This is a genomic window from Shinella sp. 1A1, assembly GCF_055379515.1.
In genome coordinates, this window is the sequence record NZ_AP039671.1 from 2,133,943 (window position 1) to 2,153,271 (window position 19,329).

Annotated in this window: 18 protein-coding genes; 12 read left to right on the forward strand and 6 right to left on the reverse strand. The window is 65.7% G+C overall.

What is annotated here, in order from left to right; genetic code table 11:
• Positions 1-21 precede the first annotated feature (21 nt).
• The 4 genes from ACZ48C_RS10590 to ACZ48C_RS10605 all read left to right on the forward strand — a co-directional run bounded on the left by ACZ48C_RS10590 (position 22) and on the right by ACZ48C_RS10605 (position 3,859).
• A complete protein-coding gene (locus ACZ48C_RS10590) occupies positions 22-1,173 on the forward strand; it encodes a M24 family metallopeptidase (RefSeq protein ID WP_464781075.1) in 1,152 nt (383 codons plus the stop codon).
• 107 nt (positions 1,174-1,280) lie between these two features.
• The gene (locus ACZ48C_RS10595; RefSeq protein WP_464782805.1) at positions 1,281-2,054 is read left to right on the forward strand and encodes a hypothetical protein; all 774 of its coding nucleotides are present in this window, start codon (positions 1,281-1,283) and stop codon (positions 2,052-2,054) included.
• A 125-nt stretch (positions 2,055-2,179) separates the two neighbouring features.
• Positions 2,180-3,112, forward strand: coding sequence for a ribose-phosphate pyrophosphokinase (locus tag ACZ48C_RS10600; protein ID WP_119257023.1), 933 nt, complete (start codon positions 2,180-2,182; stop codon positions 3,110-3,112).
• Positions 3,113-3,262: 150 nt separating this feature from the next.
• Positions 3,263-3,859 carry a Kazal-type serine protease inhibitor family protein gene (locus ACZ48C_RS10605; RefSeq protein ID WP_318912441.1) on the forward strand — a complete coding sequence of 199 codons (597 nt, stop codon included), beginning with the start codon at positions 3,263-3,265 and terminating at the stop codon, positions 3,857-3,859.
• Positions 3,860-3,916: 57 nt separating this feature from the next.
• On the opposite strand, the gene ACZ48C_RS10610 is transcribed toward ACZ48C_RS10605, so the two are convergent.
• The 3 genes from ACZ48C_RS10610 to ACZ48C_RS10620 form a co-directional block, all read right to left on the reverse strand.
• The gene (locus ACZ48C_RS10610) at positions 3,917-4,315 is read right to left on the reverse strand and encodes a DUF779 domain-containing protein (protein ID WP_464781076.1); all 399 of its coding nucleotides are present in this window, start codon (positions 4,313-4,315) and stop codon (positions 3,917-3,919) included.
• A gap of 125 nt (positions 4,316-4,440) precedes the next feature.
• Positions 4,441-5,949, reverse strand: a complete 1,509-nt coding sequence (adh, locus tag ACZ48C_RS10615) for an aldehyde dehydrogenase (RefSeq protein ID WP_464781077.1) — start codon at positions 5,947-5,949, stop codon at positions 4,441-4,443.
• A 150-nt stretch (positions 5,950-6,099) separates the two neighbouring features.
• A complete protein-coding gene (locus ACZ48C_RS10620) occupies positions 6,100-7,059 on the reverse strand; it encodes a helix-turn-helix domain-containing protein (protein ID WP_464781078.1) in 960 nt (319 codons plus the stop codon).
• A gap of 601 nt (positions 7,060-7,660) precedes the next feature.
• Between ACZ48C_RS10620 and ACZ48C_RS10625 the strand changes: the two genes are divergently transcribed.
• Positions 7,661-8,845 carry a benzoate/H(+) symporter BenE family transporter gene (locus ACZ48C_RS10625; protein WP_464781079.1) on the forward strand — a complete coding sequence of 395 codons (1,185 nt, stop codon included), beginning with the start codon at positions 7,661-7,663 and terminating at the stop codon, positions 8,843-8,845.
• 2 nt (positions 8,846-8,847) lie between these two features.
• Here the strand turns inward: ACZ48C_RS10625 and ACZ48C_RS10630 are convergent, their stop codons facing one another.
• A complete protein-coding gene (locus ACZ48C_RS10630) occupies positions 8,848-10,302 on the reverse strand; it encodes a hypothetical protein (RefSeq protein ID WP_464781080.1) in 1,455 nt (484 codons plus the stop codon).
• Between the two features lie 241 nt (positions 10,303-10,543).
• Between ACZ48C_RS10630 and ACZ48C_RS10635 the strand changes: the two genes are divergently transcribed.
• The 4 genes from ACZ48C_RS10635 to pth all read left to right on the forward strand — a co-directional run bounded on the left by ACZ48C_RS10635 (position 10,544) and on the right by pth (position 15,321).
• Positions 10,544-11,152, forward strand: coding sequence for a 50S ribosomal protein L25/general stress protein Ctc (locus tag ACZ48C_RS10635; protein ID WP_119257016.1), 609 nt, complete (start codon positions 10,544-10,546; stop codon positions 11,150-11,152).
• A gap of 223 nt (positions 11,153-11,375) precedes the next feature.
• Positions 11,376-13,766 (forward strand): EAL domain-containing protein, encoded by a 2,391-nt coding sequence (locus ACZ48C_RS10640; protein WP_464781081.1) that lies wholly within the window; start codon positions 11,376-11,378, stop codon positions 13,764-13,766.
• A gap of 17 nt (positions 13,767-13,783) precedes the next feature.
• The gene (locus ACZ48C_RS10645; RefSeq protein WP_464781082.1) at positions 13,784-14,533 is read left to right on the forward strand and encodes a substrate-binding periplasmic protein; all 750 of its coding nucleotides are present in this window, start codon (positions 13,784-13,786) and stop codon (positions 14,531-14,533) included.
• 71 nt (positions 14,534-14,604) lie between these two features.
• Positions 14,605-15,321 carry an aminoacyl-tRNA hydrolase gene (gene pth / locus ACZ48C_RS10650; protein ID WP_464781083.1) on the forward strand — a complete coding sequence of 239 codons (717 nt, stop codon included), beginning with the start codon at positions 14,605-14,607 and terminating at the stop codon, positions 15,319-15,321.
• 27 nt (positions 15,322-15,348) lie between these two features.
• Here pth and clpS read toward each other — a convergent pair whose 3' ends face one another.
• The gene (gene clpS, locus ACZ48C_RS10655; protein ID WP_119257014.1) at positions 15,349-15,660 is read right to left on the reverse strand and encodes an ATP-dependent Clp protease adapter ClpS; all 312 of its coding nucleotides are present in this window, start codon (positions 15,658-15,660) and stop codon (positions 15,349-15,351) included.
• A 158-nt stretch (positions 15,661-15,818) separates the two neighbouring features.
• Between clpS and ychF the strand changes: the two genes are divergently transcribed.
• Positions 15,819-16,922, forward strand: a complete 1,104-nt coding sequence (ychF, locus tag ACZ48C_RS10660) for a redox-regulated ATPase YchF (RefSeq protein WP_119257013.1) — start codon at positions 15,819-15,821, stop codon at positions 16,920-16,922.
• Positions 16,923-16,959: 37 nt separating this feature from the next.
• On the opposite strand, the gene ACZ48C_RS10665 is transcribed toward ychF, so the two are convergent.
• A complete protein-coding gene (locus ACZ48C_RS10665) occupies positions 16,960-18,078 on the reverse strand; it encodes a hypothetical protein (RefSeq protein WP_464781084.1) in 1,119 nt (372 codons plus the stop codon).
• A 153-nt stretch (positions 18,079-18,231) separates the two neighbouring features.
• On the opposite strand from ACZ48C_RS10665, the gene ACZ48C_RS10670 reads away from it, so the two are divergent.
• Positions 18,232-18,702: a MaoC family dehydratase gene (locus tag ACZ48C_RS10670; RefSeq protein ID WP_464781085.1), complete on the forward strand. Its 471-nt coding sequence runs from the start codon at positions 18,232-18,234 to the stop codon at positions 18,700-18,702.
• The gene (locus ACZ48C_RS10675) at positions 18,689-19,156 is read left to right on the forward strand and encodes a MaoC family dehydratase (RefSeq protein ID WP_464781086.1); all 468 of its coding nucleotides are present in this window, start codon (positions 18,689-18,691) and stop codon (positions 19,154-19,156) included. Before ACZ48C_RS10670 ends, ACZ48C_RS10675 begins: the two co-directional genes overlap by 14 nt.
• Positions 19,157-19,329: the final 173 nt, after the last annotated feature.

Below are 19,329 nucleotides of genomic sequence, written 5' to 3' on the forward strand. Positions count from 1 at the left end.
GCAAGCGAAGGAGACACCGCCATGGCACTTCACTTCGATAGCGAGGAATACGCCAACCGGCTCCAGCGCCTGACCTCCCGCATGCGGGAGGAAAAGCTCGACGCCATGCTGCTCTTCGCGCAGGAGAGCATGTACTGGCTGACGGGCTACGACACGTTCGGCTATTTCTTCTTCCAGACTCTGGTCGTCAAGGCCGATGGCGGCATGGTGCTGCTCACCCGCTCGGCGGACCTGCGCCAGGCGCGCCACACCTCCAATATCGAGAAGATCGAGGTCTGGATCGACCGCGTGAACGCGGACCCGACCATGGACCTGAAGAACCTCCTGTCCGATCTCGACCTGCTCGGCTGCCGCATCGGCGTGGAATACGACACGCACGGCCTGACCGGCCGCAATGCCCGCCTCCTCGACAACCAGCTCCAGAGCTTCGGCGAGATCGTCGACGCCTCCACGCTCGTCAGCCGCCTGCGCCTCATCAAGAGCCCGGCGGAAATCGCCTATGTCGAGCGCGCGGCCGCCCTCTCCGACGATGCGCTGGACGCCGCCCTGCCGCTGATCGCCGCCGGCGCCGACGAGGCGGCGATCCTGGCGGCGCTGCAGAACGCCGTGCTCGCCGGCGGCGGCGATTACGCCGCCAATGAATTCGTCATCGGCTCGGGCGCCGACGCCCTGCTCTGCCGCTCCAAGTCCGGCCGCCGCCGGCTCGATGCGACCGACCAGCTCACCATCGAATGGTCGGGCGTCAGCGCGCGCTACCATGCGCCGATGATGCGCACGGCGCTGATCGGCGAGCCGAGCAGCCGCCACCGCGAACTCTACAGCGCCTGCCGCGAGGCCATGCAGGCGATGGAGATGGTGCTGCGTCCCGGCCATACTTTCGGCACCGTCTTCGAGACCTTCGCCCGCATCGTCGACGAGCGCGGCCTTGCCCGCCACCGGCTGAACACCTGCGGCTATTCCGTCGGCGCGCGCTTTGCGCCCTCCTGGATGGATCCGCAGATGTTCCTGATGGGCAACCCGCAGGAAATCGAGCCGAACATGTCGCTCTTCCTGCACACGATCGTGCTCGATTCGGAGAGCGCGACGGCCATGACGCTCGGCCAGACGTATCTTACCACCACCGACACGCCGAAGGCGCTGTCCCGCTACGGCCTCGATTTCATCGCGGTCTGACAGGAGACAACCCGCAAGATCCTGCGATTGACAGGCCCTGGGGCGAAACCCATAAATCGTTGCGGGACAGAGGAGGCCAAAGCCTCCTGAGGACACGAACGATGACAATGCACGAGCTGACGAAGCGGCTGGCACTGATCGGTCTCATTGCCACCCTTGCCGGCTGCAACAGCACCGATGCGCTCATTCCGCGCGTCGATGTCGGCAGCAACTTCAATTCACCGCCGGTGACGCAGAACGATCTCGACCAGATGAGCGCCGAGTCGAGGCCCGTCACCACCATGCCGGTCGCGACCGCCACGCAGCAGACCGCCTTCACCTCGCCCTCCGGCATCGGCGGCTCGACAGGCGAGGACACCGCCGGCACCCTGCAGGGCCAGGCCGATGCGCTCGCCCGCAACCAGGGCGGCCGCCGCGGGCCGGCGGACGAGGATTTCGCCCGCAACTCGCTCGCCGCCGAAACGTCGGGCGGCACGGAAGAGGTCGCGGCCCTGCCCCCCGCCGCATCCGCGGCCGGCGCGACGATCCGCTTCCTGCCGATCATCGGCGCACCGGTCGAGGCCGTCACGCCGCTCTCCAAACGCCTCGGCGCCGAAGCGCGCTCGAGCGGCCTGACGATCCGCAGCGCTTCGGACAACTCCACCGAATATATCCTCAAGGGCTATTTCTCGGCGATGAACGATAGCGGCAAGACCACGGTCGTCTATGTCTGGGACGTGCTCGACGGCGGCGGCTCGCGGCTGCACCGCATCCAGGGCCAGGAGAGCGTGCCGGGCACCGCCGCCGATCCCTGGACCGTCGTGCCTGCGCGCACGATGGAGGACATCGCCCGCAAGACGATCCGGGACTATCTCGAATGGCGTGGTTCGCTGCGGGGTTAAGCCGTCCGAAAGGGTAAATCACAGCCAAATGTGAAGAATCGCTTTCCTGAGGGGGCAAGGCCCTTGCATTCACGGATTTTGCCGCTTAAACGCCCCCCATCAGCATAATAACAGGCGGACCATAGATGAAGGTTTTCGCGGGCAATTCGAACCGGCTTCTGGCCGAAGCGATCTGCAATTATCTGAATGTTCCGCTCGGCCGTGCCACGGTTCGGCGCTTCGCAGACCAGGAAATCTTCGTTGAAATCCAGGAGAATGTGCGCGGCGAGGACGTTTTCGTCGTGCAGTCGACGTCGTTCCCGACGAACGACCATCTGATGGAAATGCTCATCATGATCGATGCGATGCGCCGCTCCTCGGCGCGCCGCATCACGGCCGTGATCCCCTATTTCGGCTACGCCCGCCAGGACCGCAAGCCCGGCCCGCGCACGCCGATCTCCGCCAAGCTGGTCGCCAACCTCATCACCGAGGCCGGCGCCGACCGCGTGCTGACGCTCGACCTGCATGCCGGCCAGATCCAGGGCTTCTTCGACATTCCGACCGACAACCTCTACGCCGTGCCGATCCTCGCGCGCGACGTGAAGCAGAACTATGACCTGAAGAACGTCATGGTCGTCTCGCCGGACGTCGGCGGCGTGGTGCGCGCCCGCGCGCTGGCCAAGCGCCTCGACTGTCTGCTGGCCATCGTCGACAAGCGCCGCGATCGTCCGGGCGAATCCGAGGTCATGAACGTCATCGGCGACGTCGCGGGCAAGGACTGCCTGCTGATCGACGACATCGTCGATTCGGGCGGCACGCTCTGCAACGCGGCCGAGGCGCTCTTGAAGAACGGCGCCACCAGCGTCACCGCCTATATCACCCATGGCGTGCTTTCGGGCGGCGCCGTGGCGCGCGTCACCTCTTCCAAGCTCAAGGAACTGGTGATCACCGACACGATCCAGCCGACCACGGCCGTCCAGTCCGCGCACAATATCCGCGTGATCTCGACCGCCAACCTGCTCGGTGAGGCGATCAACCGCACCAGCGCCGAAGAGTCCGTTTCCAGCCTCTTCGACTGACCCGCCACGACCCTTTCGAAAGGCTTGCGCACCTCTGGTTGCGCGGGCCTTTTCTTTTGGCAACCATCCCCTGTTTTTTACGTTCGCCCCGATACCGGATGCTTCACTTTTGCGTTACGGTTCGGCGAGATTCACCTGGAGGACTCCATGATGACGCCTTTCCTGTCCCGGCTGGCCGGACGCATTGCCATCCTTCTTGCCGCCGGCACGCTTGTCGCCTGCTCCGTCGACGTCGATGAAGGCGGCGGACGTCCCCGTCCTCGCCCGCAGGCCTGCACCATGGAATACATGCCGGTGTGCGGCGCGCGCGGCGGCGACCTCCAGACCTTCGCCAATACCTGCGAGGCACGCTCGAGCGGCTACCGCGTCGTCAGCCGTGGCGAGTGCCGCCGTGGCGGTCGTCCCGAGCCGCGCCCTGACGAAGGCCGCGCCTGCACGCGCGAATATGCGCCGGTCTGCGGCGCGAACGGCCGCGACCGCCAGACCTTCGCTAATGCCTGCGAAGCGCGTCGCAGCGGCTATGACGTGATCGGCCGCGGCGAATGCCAGGGCCGCAATCCGGGCGGCAACGGTAGCGACTGGGGCAACGGCCGCGATCGTGACCGTGACAACCAGCGCGTCTGCACCATGGAATACCGGCCGGTCTGCGCGCAGCGCGGCCGCGACCGCAAGACGTTCGGCAATTCATGCTCGGCCGATGCCGCCGGCTACCGCGTCGTCAGCCCGGGCGAATGCTCGGCCTACTGATCGCGTCATCGTGTAGAAATCAGGCCCCGCTGTTCCGGCAGCGGGGCTTTTCTTTGCTCAGCGTTCCGGCAGCGGACAGGCTTCCCCGCCACCGAAGAGGCGCGAGCGGGTGAGGAAGCGCTTCTCCCTTCCGTTGTCGAGCGAGAACATGCCGCCCCGCCCCGGCACCACGTCGATGATAAGCTGCGTGTGCTTCCACACGTCGAACTGGCTTTCGCTGATATAGACCGGCACGCCGCCGATCTCGCCGAGCTTCACGTCCCGGTCGCCGACGATGTAGTCGTCCGCCGGATAGCACATGGGCGAGGAGCCGTCGCAGCAGCCGCCCGACTGGTGGAACAGGATGTCCGGATAGTCTTTCCGGATTTCGCGGATGAGCGCGAGCGCGGCCTCGGTCGCCACCACGCGCGGTTCGTTCAGGGCTTCGGGCAGGGCTTCGGGCAGGGCTTCGGGCATCGCGGCCTCCTCCTGTGCTTTTCCCTCCCCCCGCGAGCGGGGAGAGGGATGGGGCTGGACATGGCGGACAGGTCCCGCCCTTCGGTTGGCCTTCTCCGGTAGGGGCGGAGAAGGACAGCGGCCGCTCAGAAGAAGCCGAGCGCCTTGGGAGAGTAGCTGACCAGCATGTTCTTGGTCTGCTGGTAGTGGTCGAGCATCATCTTGTGGTTCTCGCGCCCGACGCCGGACTGCTTGTAGCCGCCGAAGGCCGCATGGGCCGGATAGGCGTGGTAGCAATTGGTCCAGACGCGGCCGGCCTGGATGTCGCGGCCGAAATGGTAGCAGCGATTCGCATCGCGGCTCCACACGCCCGCGCCGAGGCCGTAGAGCGTGTCGTTGGCGATGGCGAGCGCCTCGGCATCGTCCTTGAAGGTCGTGACCGAGACGACCGGCCCGAAGATCTCCTCCTGGAAGATGCGCATCTTGTTGTGGCCGCGGAAGACGGTCGGCTTGACGTAGTAACCGCTGGAGAGTTCGCCGCCGAGATCGTTGCGCCCGCCGCCGGTCAGCACTTCCGCGCCCTCCTGCCGGCCGATGTCGATATAGGAGAGGATCTTCTCGAGCTGCTCGGAGGAGGCCTGCGCGCCGATCATCGTCGCCGTGTCGAGCGGGTTGCCCTGCACGATCTTCTCGACGCGCTTGATCGCCTTTTCCATGAAGCGGTCGTAGATCTTCTCGTGCACCAGCGCGCGGCTCGGGCATGTGCAGACCTCGCCCTGGTTCAGCGCGAACATGGCGAAGCCTTCCAGCGCCTTGTCGAGATAGTCGTCGTCCTCGCGCATGACGTCTTCGAAGAAGATGTTCGGCGACTTGCCGCCAAGCTCCAGCGTCACCGGAATGAGGTTCTGGCTGGCATATTGCATGATGAGGCGGCCGGTCGTCGTCTCGCCCGTGAAGGCGATCTTGGCGATGCGCGGGTTGGAGGCGAGCGGCTTGCCGGCTTCAAGGCCGAAGCCGTTGACGATGTTGAGCACGCCCGGCGGCAGCAGGTCGCCGATAAGCTCGGCCCAGATGAGGATCGAGGACGGCGTCTGCTCGGCGGGTTTCAGCACCACGCAGTTGCCGGCGGCAAGCGCGGGCGCCAGCTTCCAGGTGGCCATCAGGATCGGGAAGTTCCAGGGGATGATCTGGCCGACGACGCCGAGCGGCTCGTGGAAGTGATAGGCGATGGTCTCGTGGTCGATCTCGCTGATGCCGCCTTCCTGCGCGCGCACGCAGGATGCGAAGTAGCGGAAATGGTCGATGGCGAGCGGAATGTCGGCCGCCATGGTCTCGCGCAGCGGCTTGCCGTTGTCCCAGGTCTCCGCCTTGGCGAGGAGTTCGAGATTGTCCTCCATGCGCTGGGCGATCTTCATCAGGATGTTGGAGCGCTCGGTGGTCGAGGTGCGGCCCCACTTGTCCTTGGCCGCATGCGCGGCGTCGAGGGCGAGCTCGATATCGGCGGCGTCCGAGCGCGCGATCTCGCAGAGCTTGCCGCCGGTGATCGGCGTGGTGTTGTCGAAGTAGCGGCCCGCGACCGGCTCCCTCCACTCGCCGCCGATGAAGTTGCCGTATTTCGCCTTGTACGGGTTTTCGACGATCTTCTGGTGCAGCATGTCAATTCCTCCCTTGAAAGGCCCGGATGGGCCGTCGGAAGGATGGTGCTGCGCTTCGCCCCGGCGCGGTAGGGGCCGGCCGGCGATGGCGGGCGCGACTGTTTCAGATTTGAGACAGGTCCGGCGGGCCTACTGTGCTGCGCCGCAGCATCAGTTGATCGAGAGCTTCTTCATCTTGCGGTACAGCGTCGCGCGGCTGATGCCGAGGAGATCGGCGGCCTGGCTGACATTGCCGCCGGCGCGCGTCAGCACGCGGCGGAGTGCGGCGCGTTCGGCGTCGTCGAGGTCCCGCCCCTCCTCCGACCGGTCCTCGTGCAGGAGATCGGAAGCGGCGATGCCGGTCGCGATGCGCCGGTCGTCGAGGCCGAGCACCTGCCGGGCGGCGCGGGTGGCGCCGAGCACGAGGTCGTCGCGGTCGACGGCGAGCAGCGCCGGCGCCATGCGCCCCTCGACGGGCACGAGCAGGATGCGGGCGGCGGAGAAGGCGCGGCGGAAGAGGCCCGCCTCGATGCGCGCCGCGGCATCGCGCACGGCCTGCGAGAGGATCGACATGGTCATCTCGTTGGCGTCGTCGCGGCAGGTAGAGATGTCGATGGCGGCGGCGATGCGGCCGTTATGGTCGCGGATCGGCGCGGTCGTGCAGGAAAGGCCGGTGTTCTGCGAGAGAAAATGCTGGTCGCGCAGGATCAGCACCGCCCGCTCGTCGGCCAGCGCCGTGCCTATGCCGTTGGTGCCGACGCTCGCCTCGCTCCAGACCGTGCCGGACCAGAGGCCGACGCCTCGGAAATCGCGGTCGTCGCCCGCCGCCCCGCGCCGTTCGAGCGCGATGCCGTTCTCGTCGGTGAGCAAGAGGCAGCAGCCGGCCTTGCCGACCGTCGCGAAGAGCCGGTCGATCTCGCCCCGCGCCTCCTCGATCAGCGCGCTGGAACGGATGCGCGCCTGCCGGAACTCGGCCTCGGTCAGCCGCCAGGGCGTGCGCGCCTCCTCCGGGGCAAGGCCGTGCAGCATCAGGCACCGCCGCCACGAGGCCGCCACCGGCGAACTCGCCGCGGCCGAGGCATGGGCCGCAACGGTGTGCACATGATCTGCGTGATCGAAACGCACAGACATCCGCTCTCCTCCCGAAAGCATCCGACCGATCATCGCGCCAGAATATAACGCTTGATGACTATAGCCCCGCTTTGCACAGATGGTCCAGTCGGACGAAGGTTCAAGGGCGGAGCGCGCGAGGGAGGCCACGCGGCCCCTCATCCGGCCTGCCGGCCGCCTTCTCCTTGGCTGCGGGGCGAAGGGAGATGCCGTGATGGTTTCCTCAAACAAGGATCGTGCGTGGGGGCACTCCCATCTCCACAAACGGGGGGCTAGCGCATATGGGATTCGACGTTGCCACCCTTCCCTGTTCCCCTCGGGGAGAAGGTGGCCCGAAGGGTCGGATGAAGGGCGCGGCACCGGAAAACTTTTCGTTTTGCCTGCGGCATGCCCCTCATCCGCCTGCCGGCACCTTCTCCCCGCAAGCGGGGCGAAGGGGATGTGCCGCGATAGTTTCCCCAACCAATGACCATGCGTGGGGCACGTCCCCTCTCCCCGCTTGCGGGGAGAGGGTTAGGGTGAGGGGCAGCCCACCCGCACGACGGTCCCCACGAACAACCCTGTTCCCAAGCCCCGCCTCGCCTGTTACCAGTGCATTTCCCTTTCCGGTATCGATCCTGCCATGCTTCGTGATTTTTCCGCCCAAGCCCTGTTCATGGGCCTGCTCACCGCCTTCGTCGGTTTCGCCAGTTCCTTCGCCGTCGTGCTGCACGGCCTCACCGGCGTCGGCGCCACGGAGGCGCAGGCCGCCTCGGGGCTGATGGCGCTGTCCGTGTCGATGGGCATCTGCGCCATCGTGCTCAGCGTCGCGACGCGCCTGCCCGTCTCGATCGCCTGGTCGACGCCGGGCGCGGCGCTGCTGGCCAGCTCCGGCGCGGTCGAGGGCGGTTTCTCGACGGCGGTCGGCGGATTCCTCGTCTGCGCGGTGCTGATCATCGTCGCGGGCCTGTGGAAGCCGCTCGGCCGCATGGTCGCCGCCATTCCCGCGACGCTCGCCAACGCCATGCTGGCCGGCGTGCTGATCGGCCTCTGCTTTGCGCCGGTCAAGGCCATCGCCTTCAACCCGCTGCTCGGCCTGCCGATCGCGCTCGCCTGGATCGTCGTCGGCAGCGTCAACCGCCTCTATGCGGTGCCTGCTGCGCTCGCCGCCTTCGTCGCGGTCCTCGCCTTCGGCATCGACATCCCCGACGGCGCCTTCGCCGGCCTCGCCGATGCGCTGCTGCCGAAACCCGAATTCGTGACCCCGGCCTTCACGGTCGCCGGGCTCGTCGGCATCGCTCTGCCGCTCTTCATCGTCACCATGGCCTCGCAGAACATTCCCGGCATCGCCGTGCTGAAGGTCAACGACTACGAGCCCAATCCCGGCCCGCTCTTCGCCGTAACCGGCTTCTTCTCGCTGCTTTCGGCCCCCTTCGGCGGCCATGCGGTCAACCTCGCCGCCATAACCGCCGCCATGTGCGCCGGCTCGGACGCCCATCCCGACCCGGCGAAACGTTACTGGGCGGCCATCAATGCCGGTGTCTTCTACGTGATCTTCGGCCTTGCCGCGGGCGCGGTCACCGCCTTCGTCGGCCTCGCCCCGCCGATCCTCATCCAGGCCGTCGCCGGCCTTGCGCTGATCAGCGCCTTCGCCGGTTCCGCGCTCAACGCCTTCCGCGAGACGGAGGGGCGGGAAGCGGCGGCGGTGACCTTCCTCGTCACCGCCTCGGGCGTTTCCTTCGCCGGCATTTCCGGCGCCTTCTGGGGCCTGATCGCGGGCGGCCTGATGCTGGCGCTCTCCCGCTTCGTGGCAAGCCTTCGGAAATAATCCTACTGCTGGAACGGCAGCGGACGGCCGTTAATCAGCACCTTGCCGTCTTCGCCGACCGTGAGGTCCCAGGCCTGCGCACCGTTGCCGGCATCGCGCGCAAGGCCCTTCATCATCAGGAGCCCGAAGGACGCCTGGGCGAATTCCGGCACGGCGCCGGCGTTCTTCTGGAGATAGGTGACCGTCTTGTCGAAGTCGCGCATGGTGATCGTCACGTCGGCGCTGTGGCGCTCCTTGTCGTCGGGATAGACCGTCATCTTGCCGGTGAGGTGCACGTCATAGATCGGCGAGGCGGCCGAGACGTCCTCGAATTCGAGGGTCATGGCCCCGCCGGGAAGCACGATGCGGCCGATCTCCTTTTCCTCCTCGTCGGTCAGCAGCTTCGGCTTGGTGAAATCCGCATGGTCGGCGAGATATTTGACGGCGCCGGCAAGGTCGAGATCCGCGACCGCCATCCTGAAGGTCGCCCGCTCCGGCAGGAGGCCCTCATAGGCGGCTGGCAGCAGGCCGGCCGGCGGCTTCGGCTTCTCGACGCCGAAACCGAAGCCGAAGCGGGTCGAATGGGCGATGCCGTTCATCGCGACATTGTAGTCGACCGCCTCCGCGCCGAAGGTGCCCTTGTCCGTGCCCACCGTGACATTGGAGGCCCTGATCGTCTCCGTGAGGTTGTCGAAGACCGGCAGCGCCGCGCGCAGCAGCTCCTTGAGACGCGCCGCCTCCGACGCCTCCAGCCGCTGCTTGTGCAAGTTGTCGAGCACGAGGAAGACGAGGTCCTGCATCACCTTGTAGCGCGCGCCGTCCATGCTGACATCGATGTCGAGCTTGTCCGCGCCGATCTCCACCCGGCCCGACTGGTCGCTGGTGATCGTCTCGGCGAAGGCCTTCATCACGCCGGTCGAGGAAATGTCGAGCGTGCTCGCGTCCTTCTTCTCGGCGGAAACGTGCATCGCCGTCTCGCCGAAGCTCGCCGTCACGCTGTCCTTGGGCGAGGTGCTGGAGAAAGCGATCTTCCGGGTGACCCAGTCGGCGGAGGTGAAATAGAGGATCTCCGGGTCGTAGACGCCGTCGAGCTTCATCGAATCGATGACATAGGAGAACGAGTTGCGGCCCTCGGGAAGGTCGACGTCGCCCTTGATGTCGAAGCTGTCATTCGCCTCGATGCGATAGGTGCCGTCCGCCGAAGGCCGCAGATAGGCCGTCATCGGCTTCAGGCCCTCGAGCTTGACCATGCCGCTTTTGGTCTTGTCGAGCAGGACCTTCGGGTCGAAGCGCAGCTCGTAGAAGGAGGTCGCAGCCTTGACGGCGATCAGCCCCGCGTCGATCATGTCCTGCGGCAGGTAGCGCGTGAGGCGCTGCTGGATGCTTTCGGCCTCGGAAGGCGAAATCTCCTGGGCAAGAGCGGGACTTGCAGATACGAGTGCAAGTGCGGCCGAAGCCATCAGGATCTGTTTTCTCATCATGGCCTCCTGCGCCGAACCGATTTGGCCGAACATCCAATCGCCGCGCCGCGATGTCAACCGCGGCAAGGATCGGGGGCGGGCCTTGCATTTCCGGGCATTCTCGGCTATCGAGCCCGCGTCCGCGTAGACACCCTTGGAGGCAACGCGGATGAGGCTTTCACGAAATCCTCAAGTTTTGCGCGGCCGGAGACGCTTCCGGCCGGGGAAAACTCTCCAGTAACATACGAAAGGTAAAGCCATGAGCCACGACACCTACGAGCTCAAGGCCGAAACGCGCGAACGGGTTGGTAAGGGGTCCTCCCGTGAACTTCGCCGCAACGGCCTTATTCCTGCAGTTATCTACGGCGACAAGCAGGCCCCCCTCGCTATCGCCATCTCGACCAAGGAAGTGACCCAGCGTATCCACGCCGGCGGCTTCAAGACGACGGTCGCCACGATCGACGTCAACGGCGAGAAGATCAAGGTTCTGCCGAAGGACTTCCAGCTGGATCCGGTCCGCGACTTCACGATGCATGTCGACTTCCTGCGCGTTTCGGGCGACACCCACGTCGTCGTCGAAGTGCCGGTTCACTTCGTCAACGAAGAGAAGTCCCCGGGCATCAAGGCCGGCGGCGTCCTGAACGTCGTTCGCCACGCTGTCGAACTGCACGCCCTTGCCGGCAACATCCCGGACTCCATCACGGCCGACCTGACCGGCCTGAAGGTCGGCGACGGCATCCACATCTCCCACGTCAAGCTGCCGAAGGGCACCAGCCCGGTCATCACCGACCGCGACTTCACGATCGCCACGATCGCTGTCCCGGCTGCCGGCGTGAAGGAAGAAGAAGCCGCAGCTTCGGAAGAATAATCCCCCTTCAAAGGGATTTTCTCGAAACCCCGTGTCCCCGACACGGGGTTTTTCTTTGCCCGCAGGACGTGTGCAGCCGCCGGAAAGGTTCAATTTTCAGCACTTTTCCGGATCGATATTTCAGCAACATTTAAGACTTTGATGAAAGTCTGTTCTGCGAAAAAACGAAGACCAAGAGGGGCATCATGGGTTGGCTTCGGACAGGCGCGGGGGGACGACCGGCATGAAAATGCATTCGGTCGAAAGCCGCTTCATTGCCATCGTCATCGGTGCCCTGCTCGTCTTCGTCGCACCGCTCTTCGTCCTGTTCCTCGTCCTCTCCTCCGACCGCGTCGCGCGCGAGCGCCTGCAGAACACCGACGTCCTCCTGAAGAGCAGCGTCCAGGCGCTCGGCAAGCCGCTCTGGGACCTCGACCGGGAAAGCATCGACCAGATCGTCGGCGACCTCGAGGCCGAGGCCGATATCGGCTATGTGCGCGTGCGCGACACGTCCGGCACGATCGACGTCAGCGTGCCCGCCGTCGCGCCCGATGCGGATGAGACACGTGCCGTGGTCGTGACGGATATCACGCACAAGGCCATGGACGGTCCCAAGAAGGTCGGCACCGCGGAGATCTGGCTTCGCAAGGAAGGCCCCTTCTCGCGCTTCTCGACGGACGAGATGACGATCTTCGCCATCTTCTTCTTCGCCGTGGCGACGCTCTTCACGGCGGCCATCATCGGCAACCGCATCACGATCATCCGGCCGCTGATGCGCCTGACCGCCGCGATCGAGGCGACGCGCCGCCTCGGCTCCCGCCACCATGTCGACTGGACCTCGAACGACGAGATGGGTGCCCTCGCCCATAACTTCAACGAGATGCAGAGCAGGCTGGAGCGCGAGGAGACGGAGCTGAAGCACGCCCATGCCCGCGCCACCGACATCTACAACCTCACCCCCGCCATGCTCTTCTCCATCGACGGGCAGAACCGCATTACCGCCGTCAGCGATTACTGGCTGACGGCGACCGGCTATCGCCGCGAGCAGGTGATCGGCCAGGAATTCACCGCCTTCGTCGATGCCGACTGGCGCGATGTCTACCGCGCCCGCCGCGAACAGGGATCGGAGGACGGCATCTGCGAGGTCACGGTGCGCTTCCGCCGCGCCGACGACAGCGTGATGGACGTGCTGATCCTGGAGACGGGCGTAACGGCCGAGAGCGGCCGCCAGCCTTTGTCGCTGTCGGTCATGACGGACGTCACCGACCTCAAGGAAGCGGAAAACCGCAACCACCGCCAGGCGATCACCGACCACCTGACCGGCCTTCTCAACCGGCAGGGCTTCGAATCCGTGCTGGACGACATGATCGAAGAGGCCGACACGCTCGGCCAGCCGCTCGCCTGCCTCTTCGTCGACCTCGACCGCTTCAAGTGGATCAACGACAATCTCGGCCATGCCGCCGGCGACGACGTGCTCTGCCAGGTCGCCATGCTGCTGCGCCGCCAGTTGCGCGCCGGCGATGTGATCGCCCGCCTCGGCGGCGACGAGTTCGCGATCCTGCTCTCGGCCCGCAACGGCCACCAGTTCGCCCTCGACGTCAGCGAGCGGCTGGTCGCAAGCCTTCGCGCGCCGCTCATTGTCAACGGCGCAGAACTGACGGTCAGCGCCAGCATCGGCGTCGCCGTCTATCCCGACCAGGCATCCACCGCCGCCTGCCTGCTGCAGAAATCGGACATGGCCATGTATGCCCGCAAGCGCAGCGGCAAGAACGGCGTGCAGCTCTTCGACAACAACATGGTCGACATTGCCCGCAAGCGGCTGGAAATCGAGAAATTCATCGAGCAGGGTCTGCGGGACGACTGGTTCACCGCCCATCTCCAGCCGATCGTTTGCCTCTCCGACGGACGCGTTGCCGGCTTCGAGGCGCTGATGCGCCTCCAGCATCCCGAGCGCGGCCTTCTGCCGCCGGCCGAGATCATCGGCATCGCCGAGGAGAACGGCTCGATCGGCCAGATCGGCGACTGCATCCTGGCGAAGTCCATCCGCAGCCTCTCGATCATCTCGAAGCTGGAGGGCCTTGCCGACAGCTATCTCGCGGTGAATTTCTCGCCGCTGCAGTTCGAGCCCGACCTGCCCGCCCGCCTCGCCCATCTCCTCCTGGAAAACGGCATCACGCCGTCGCGCATCGTGGTGGAAATCACCGAAGCGGTGCTGATGCTCGACAATCCGATCGTGCGAGAAGTGCTCGACGCCCTTTCCCAGCTCGGGTGCCGCATCGCCCTCGACGATTTCGGCACGGGCTATTCCTCGCTGAGCTACCTCAACCGCTTTCCGGTCGATATCGTCAAGATCGACCAGTCCTTCACCCGTTCGCTCTCTTCCGATCAGCCGGACGTGCGCCGCAAGAGCCGCATGCTGGTCGAAGGCATCCGCACGATCTCGCACCAGATGGGCTGCGCCGTCGTGGCGGAAGGCATCGAGACGGCGGAGCAATGGGACATTCTCCAGGCCATGGATGTCGAGTTCGGCCAGGGCTACCTGATGAGCCGCCCCCTGCCGCTGGACGTCCTCCTGGAGAAGCTGGACGAAATCAGGGCAGCCGGCGCGGTCGAGCGCCGGGCCATGGCCTCCTGACGAACGGGGATGGGACGATGAAGACGCTGCTCCTGACGCTTTGCCTTTCGCTCACCCCGCTCTCGACCGCGCTTGCCGAAACGCTCCATTTCGTCACCGAGGAATATCCGCCCTTCAACTATTCGCAGGACGGCAGGATCACCGGCATCGGCGTCGAGCAGGTCGACGCGATCACGAAGGCGGCGGGGATCGACTATACGCTCGAGATCATGCCCTGGGCCCGCGCCTTCGCCATGGCGAAGAGCCAGCCGATGCATTGCGTCTTCACGACGGGCTACACCCGCGAGCGCTCCGGCCAGTTCGTCTGGGTCAATCCGCTCCTGAAGGACCAGATGGTGCTGCTGAAGCGCAAGGACGGCAGCAAGGGGCCGGCCACCATGCAGGAAGCGCTCGGCATGAAGATCGGCTCGCAGCGTGGCGACTTCGCCGTAGAGGTGATGGAGGATCTCGGCGTCAAGGACATCGACCTCGCCGCCGATATCGACCTTTCCGTCCGCAAGCTCGTGTCGGGCCGCATCGACCTCCTGCCCACCTCCATCAAGACCTACGAGAACCTCGTCAACCAGGGCCAGCCCGTCGAGAAGGCCATGCTTCTGGCAGGCAAGACCTATGGCATCGCCTGCCAGAAGGATACGCCGCCCGCGCTGATCGCCCGCCTGCAGGTGGAGCTGGACAAGCTGATCCTCAGCGGCGGGCAGGACCGCATCTTCACCGCCTACGGCCTGCCGCCGAACGCCCGCACCGCCGACAACGGCGACAAGAAATGACCGCGGGCGGTTGACTTCCAGCCGCTTTCGCGGTGGTGAAGACCGATTACGTTCTTTTGGCGGACCATTCCATGCAGATCATCGCCGGGCTCGGCAATCCGGGCGCAAAATATGCGGGCAACCGCCACAATATCGGTTTCATGGCGCTCGACGCCATCCACCGCAAGAACCCGTTCTCGCCCTGGTCGAAGAAGTTCAAGGCGGAGATTTCCGAAGGGGAGCTTGCCGGCGAGAAGGTGCTGCTCGTCAAGCCGCAGACCTTCATGAACCTTTCCGGCGAATCCGTCGGCGAAGCCATGCGCTTCTACAAGCTGGCGCCGAAGGACATCGTGGCGATCTACGACGAGCTGGACCTTGCCCCCGGCAAGGCGCGCATCAAGGTCGGCGGCGGCCATGGCGGGCACAACGGCATCAAGTCGCTCGACGCCCATTGCGGCAAGGACTACCGGCGCCTGCGCCTCGGCATCGGCCATCCCGGCGCCAAGGAACTCGTCACCAACCACGTTCTCGGCGATTTCGCCAAGGCTGACCATGCCTGGCTCGATCCGCTGCTCGACGAACTGGGCATCAATGCCGACATGCTGGTGCGCGGCGAGGATTCGCAGCTGATGAACAAGCTGGCGCTCGCGACCGGCAGCAAACCGGAGGAGAAGGAGGCGCCGGCAAAGAAACCCGGCGGCCAGTCCCATATCCGCCAGGCCCGCAACCACGCCCAGCCGAAAATCCTGCCCACCAGCGGCCCGATGGCCGACATGCTGAAGAAGCTCTTCGGCAACAAGGGCGACTAGGGACGGGATAGGAGGGGTCTTGGAGACCTACTCCTCCGGCTCCGTCTGGAAGAGCAGCGGGAAGCCGGCATCCTTGGCAAGCTCCGTCGCTTCCTTCGCCTTCGTCTCGGCGATGTCGCGCGCGCAGACGACCACGACGGACGTGCCCATCTTGTGCGCCGTCATCATGACGCGGTAGCTCGTCGTCTCGGGCATGCGGAAGATGGCCTTCAGCACGAGCACGACGAAGTCACGCGGCGTATAGTCGTCGTTGACCAGGATGACCTTGTAGAGCCTCGGCCGCTCCAGCTTCGGCTTCGTGACGGTTTTCGGCTTGAGGACGGTGTCACCATTGCTCATCGGAAGCTCCTCGTAACATTGGCTTCGAGCGGTGTGCGACCATTGTGCACCGCAGGGCCGGCGACTTCAAGGGCCCGCGGGCGCGAGGCCCTTGACCCTGCCCCGTCCTTCCCCCATAGCGGTGGCAACGAATTACTTGAGACGAACGGACCATCTCCATGGGCTTCAAATGCGGTATCGTCGGCCTGCCGAATGTCGGCAAGTCGACCCTCTTCAACGCGCTGACCAAGACGGCGGCCGCCCAGGCGGCGAACTATCCCTTCTGCACCATCGAGCCGAACACCGGCGAAGTGGCGGTTCCCGATCCGCGCATGAAGGCGCTCGCCACCGTCGCGGGCTCCAAGGAAATCATCCCGACGCGCATCTCCTTCGTCGACATCGCCGGCCTCGTGCGCGGCGCCTCGAAGGGCGAAGGCCTCGGCAACAAGTTCCTCGCCAATATCCGTGAAGTCGATGCGGTCGTGCATGTGCTGCGCTGCTTCGAGGACACCGACATCACCCATGTCGAGGGCCGCATCAACCCCGTCGCCGATGCCGAGACCATCGAGACCGAGCTGATGCTCGCCGACCTCGAAAGCCTGGAGCGCCGCGTCGAGCAGACCCGCAAGCGCGCCACCGGCAAGGACAAGGAATCCATCGCGCAGCTTCCGGTCATGGAAGCCGTGATCAAGCTGCTCAACGAGGGCAAGCCGGCCCGCCTTCTCCTGAAGACGCTGGCGCCGGAAGAGATCGAGGTCCTGAAGAGCCTCAACCTCCTGACGTCGCACCCGGTCCTCTATGTCTGCAACGTCGCCGAGGCGGACGCCGCGACCGGCAACGCCCATACCGAGGCGGTCGCCGCGATGGCGAAGGAACAGGGTGCCGAATGCGTCATCATCTCGGCCGCCATCGAATCCGAGGTCGCCCAGCTTCCGGAAGAGGAAGCCAGCGAGTTCCTTTCGGCCCTCGGCCTTGAGGAAGCCGGCCTCGACCGCCTCATCCGCGCCGGCTATCACCTGCTCGACCTCATCACCTATTTCACGGTCGGTCCCAAGGAAACCCGCGCCTGGACCATCGTGCGCGGCACCAAGGCCCCGCAGGCCGCCGGCGTCATCCACACCGATTTCGAACGCGGCTTCATCCGCGCCTTCACCATCGCCTATGACGACTACATCGCCTTCAAGGGCGAAGTGGGCGCCAAGGAAGCCGGCAAGGGCCGCGACGAAGGCAAGGAATACGTGGTGCAGGACGGCGACGTCATCCACTTCCGCTTCAACACGTAAGGCGCTTCGGCTCCTTTGAGACCAAGGCTGCCGTCCCTCACCGCAGGGGCGGCAGCCTTTCCCTGAGCGGGATCGGCAGCGGCGCCATCGCCCAGCGCCGGAAATGCGGCCAGCCGATGCCGATGGTCAGCACGACGAGACCGACGATCAGCAGCGTCAGGAAGACATAGCTCTGCGGCGGCGCCTCCATATGCTTGAAAAGGCTCGCCGTCGCGAGCCCCAGCGACAGGAGGCCCGAGGTGACGAAGGCGCGCCGGTCGATGACGAGCCCGATCCCCATCAGCACCGCGACGACGGCGACGACGGCCAGCGCTTCCGGCAGTCCCTTGCTGCCGCTGAACAGCGTATTGTTGGCAAGGTCGCCGAGGAACACGAAGGCGAGCGTCGAATAGAGCAGCGCGGGCGCCGTGACGAGATGCAGCCAGAAGGCAATGTCGGAGCGGCGCGAAACGCGGAAGCGGTCCGACAGGTCGTAGGACATCGCCACCGCATAGAGCGCGAGCGCGGCGGCAAGGAAGATGGCCGCGGAGACCATGGGACGGTCCGCGATGAAGTCGGCGCTGCCGGCAAGGCGCGTCAGCGCGAGGAAGACGGCGCCGAGCGCGGCGGCCGCAAGCGACAGGAACCAGAGGCTCAGCGACAGCGGAATGCGGTAACGCCAGTAGAATGGCGGCAGCAGGACGGCAAGGGGCAGCACGACAAGCAGGAAGCGCAGATACGGATCCGCCTGCCCGTCGAGATACGCGTCATAGGCAATCACCACCGCCACGAAGATGCAATAGACATAAAGGACGGTGAGCAGCACCGCCGGCAGGGCAAGCCGCTGCCGCTTCACCAGGATCTCCGCCAGGATGACGATGACCGGCAGCGCGGCCAGGACGGAGCCGATGCCCAGGACGCCCGCCATGACGATGGCGACGCCGATGGTGATCAGCACGTCATGGAAGCCGCGGACGAAGCGCGGCGCCTCCGTGTCCTCGACCGGCGCGATGGCGCGCGCCTCGGCCCGGCCGGCGATATCGAGCGCGTCCGCCTCCGGCGGCTCGCGCAGGAAAACGCCGCGCGCCTCGATATAGGGCAGCAGCGCGCCGGCCTGCCCGGCGCTGATGATCCCCTCTCCCGCCGCGCCGTCGAGCACGGATTTCAAGCTCTGCATGTGTCGTCGTCTCCTCGTGCCGCCTGCGCGCGCATTAGAGTTTGTCGGTCTCATTCTGAACCTGGCAAACTCTAGCGACGCCCCGCCGGCTGGCAAGCCCTTGCAAAACAACGCCGCGCTCGCCATTCTTCGCCCGCAACAGGACGACCGGACGTGGCCAATTATACATTCGAAGACTTTCCCCCGGGCCGCCGCTTCGATTTTGCGAAGCGGACGCTGACGGCGGACGAGCTCATCGCCTTCGCACGCGAATTCGATCCGCAGCCGATGCACATGGACGAGGAAGCCGGCCGCGCCAGCATCCTCGGCGGGCTTGCAGCCTCCGGCTGGCACACCAGCGCGATCATGATGCGCATGCTCTTCGACGCCTATCTCGACGGCTCCACCTCGGAAGGCTCGCCCGGCGTCGACAGCATGGAATGGAAACGCCCGGTGCTTGCCGGCGACACGCTCGGCGGCCATTGCGAGGTGCTGGAGGCCCGCGTCTCGCGCTCACGCCCGGAGCTCGGCATCGTGCGCATGCGCGCCGAGGTGACGAACCAGCGCGGCGAGATCGTCGCAGTCTGCGACTATATCAACATGCTGCGTCTTGCCGGAAAGGATGCCGACCATGCGCATGGCTGAGCTCTATCCGACGGGCGAGGCCGTCGAGGTCGGAAGCCTCGCCTTCACCGCCGAGGACATCGTGTGCTTCGCGCGGGATTTCGATCCGCAGCCCTTCCATCTCGATCCGGAACTGGCGAGGAACGCCCTCTTCGGCGGCCTCTGCGCCTCCGGCTGGCACACCAGCGCCGGTTGGATGAAATGCTTCGTGTCGTTCTGGGCGGACGAATGCAGGCGCCTTGCCGCCGAAGGCATCGCGCCGCCGAAACTCGGCCCCTCCCCGGGCTTCACCGGGCTCGCCTGGCTGAAACCGGTCTTCGCTGGCGACACGATCACCTATTCGGTGACGCTCCTCGGCTCCCGCGCGGTCACCTCGCGGACGGACCGGCTCTTGAACACGATCCTCTGCGCCGGCCGGAACCAGGACGACGAGCCGGTCATCCGCTTCGAGAGCACGGTGCTGGAGTTCGTCTGACGGCGGCGGGCCGGACTTTTCCGGCGTGCCGCCTTTTGCCCCTCACCCTAACCCTCTCCCCGCAAGCGGGGAGAGGGGACGTGCCCCACGCTACGTAAGAGTTCAGGGAAAACGGCACGGCATATCTCCTTCTCCCCGCTTGCGGGGAGAAGGTGGCCGGCAGGCCGGATGAG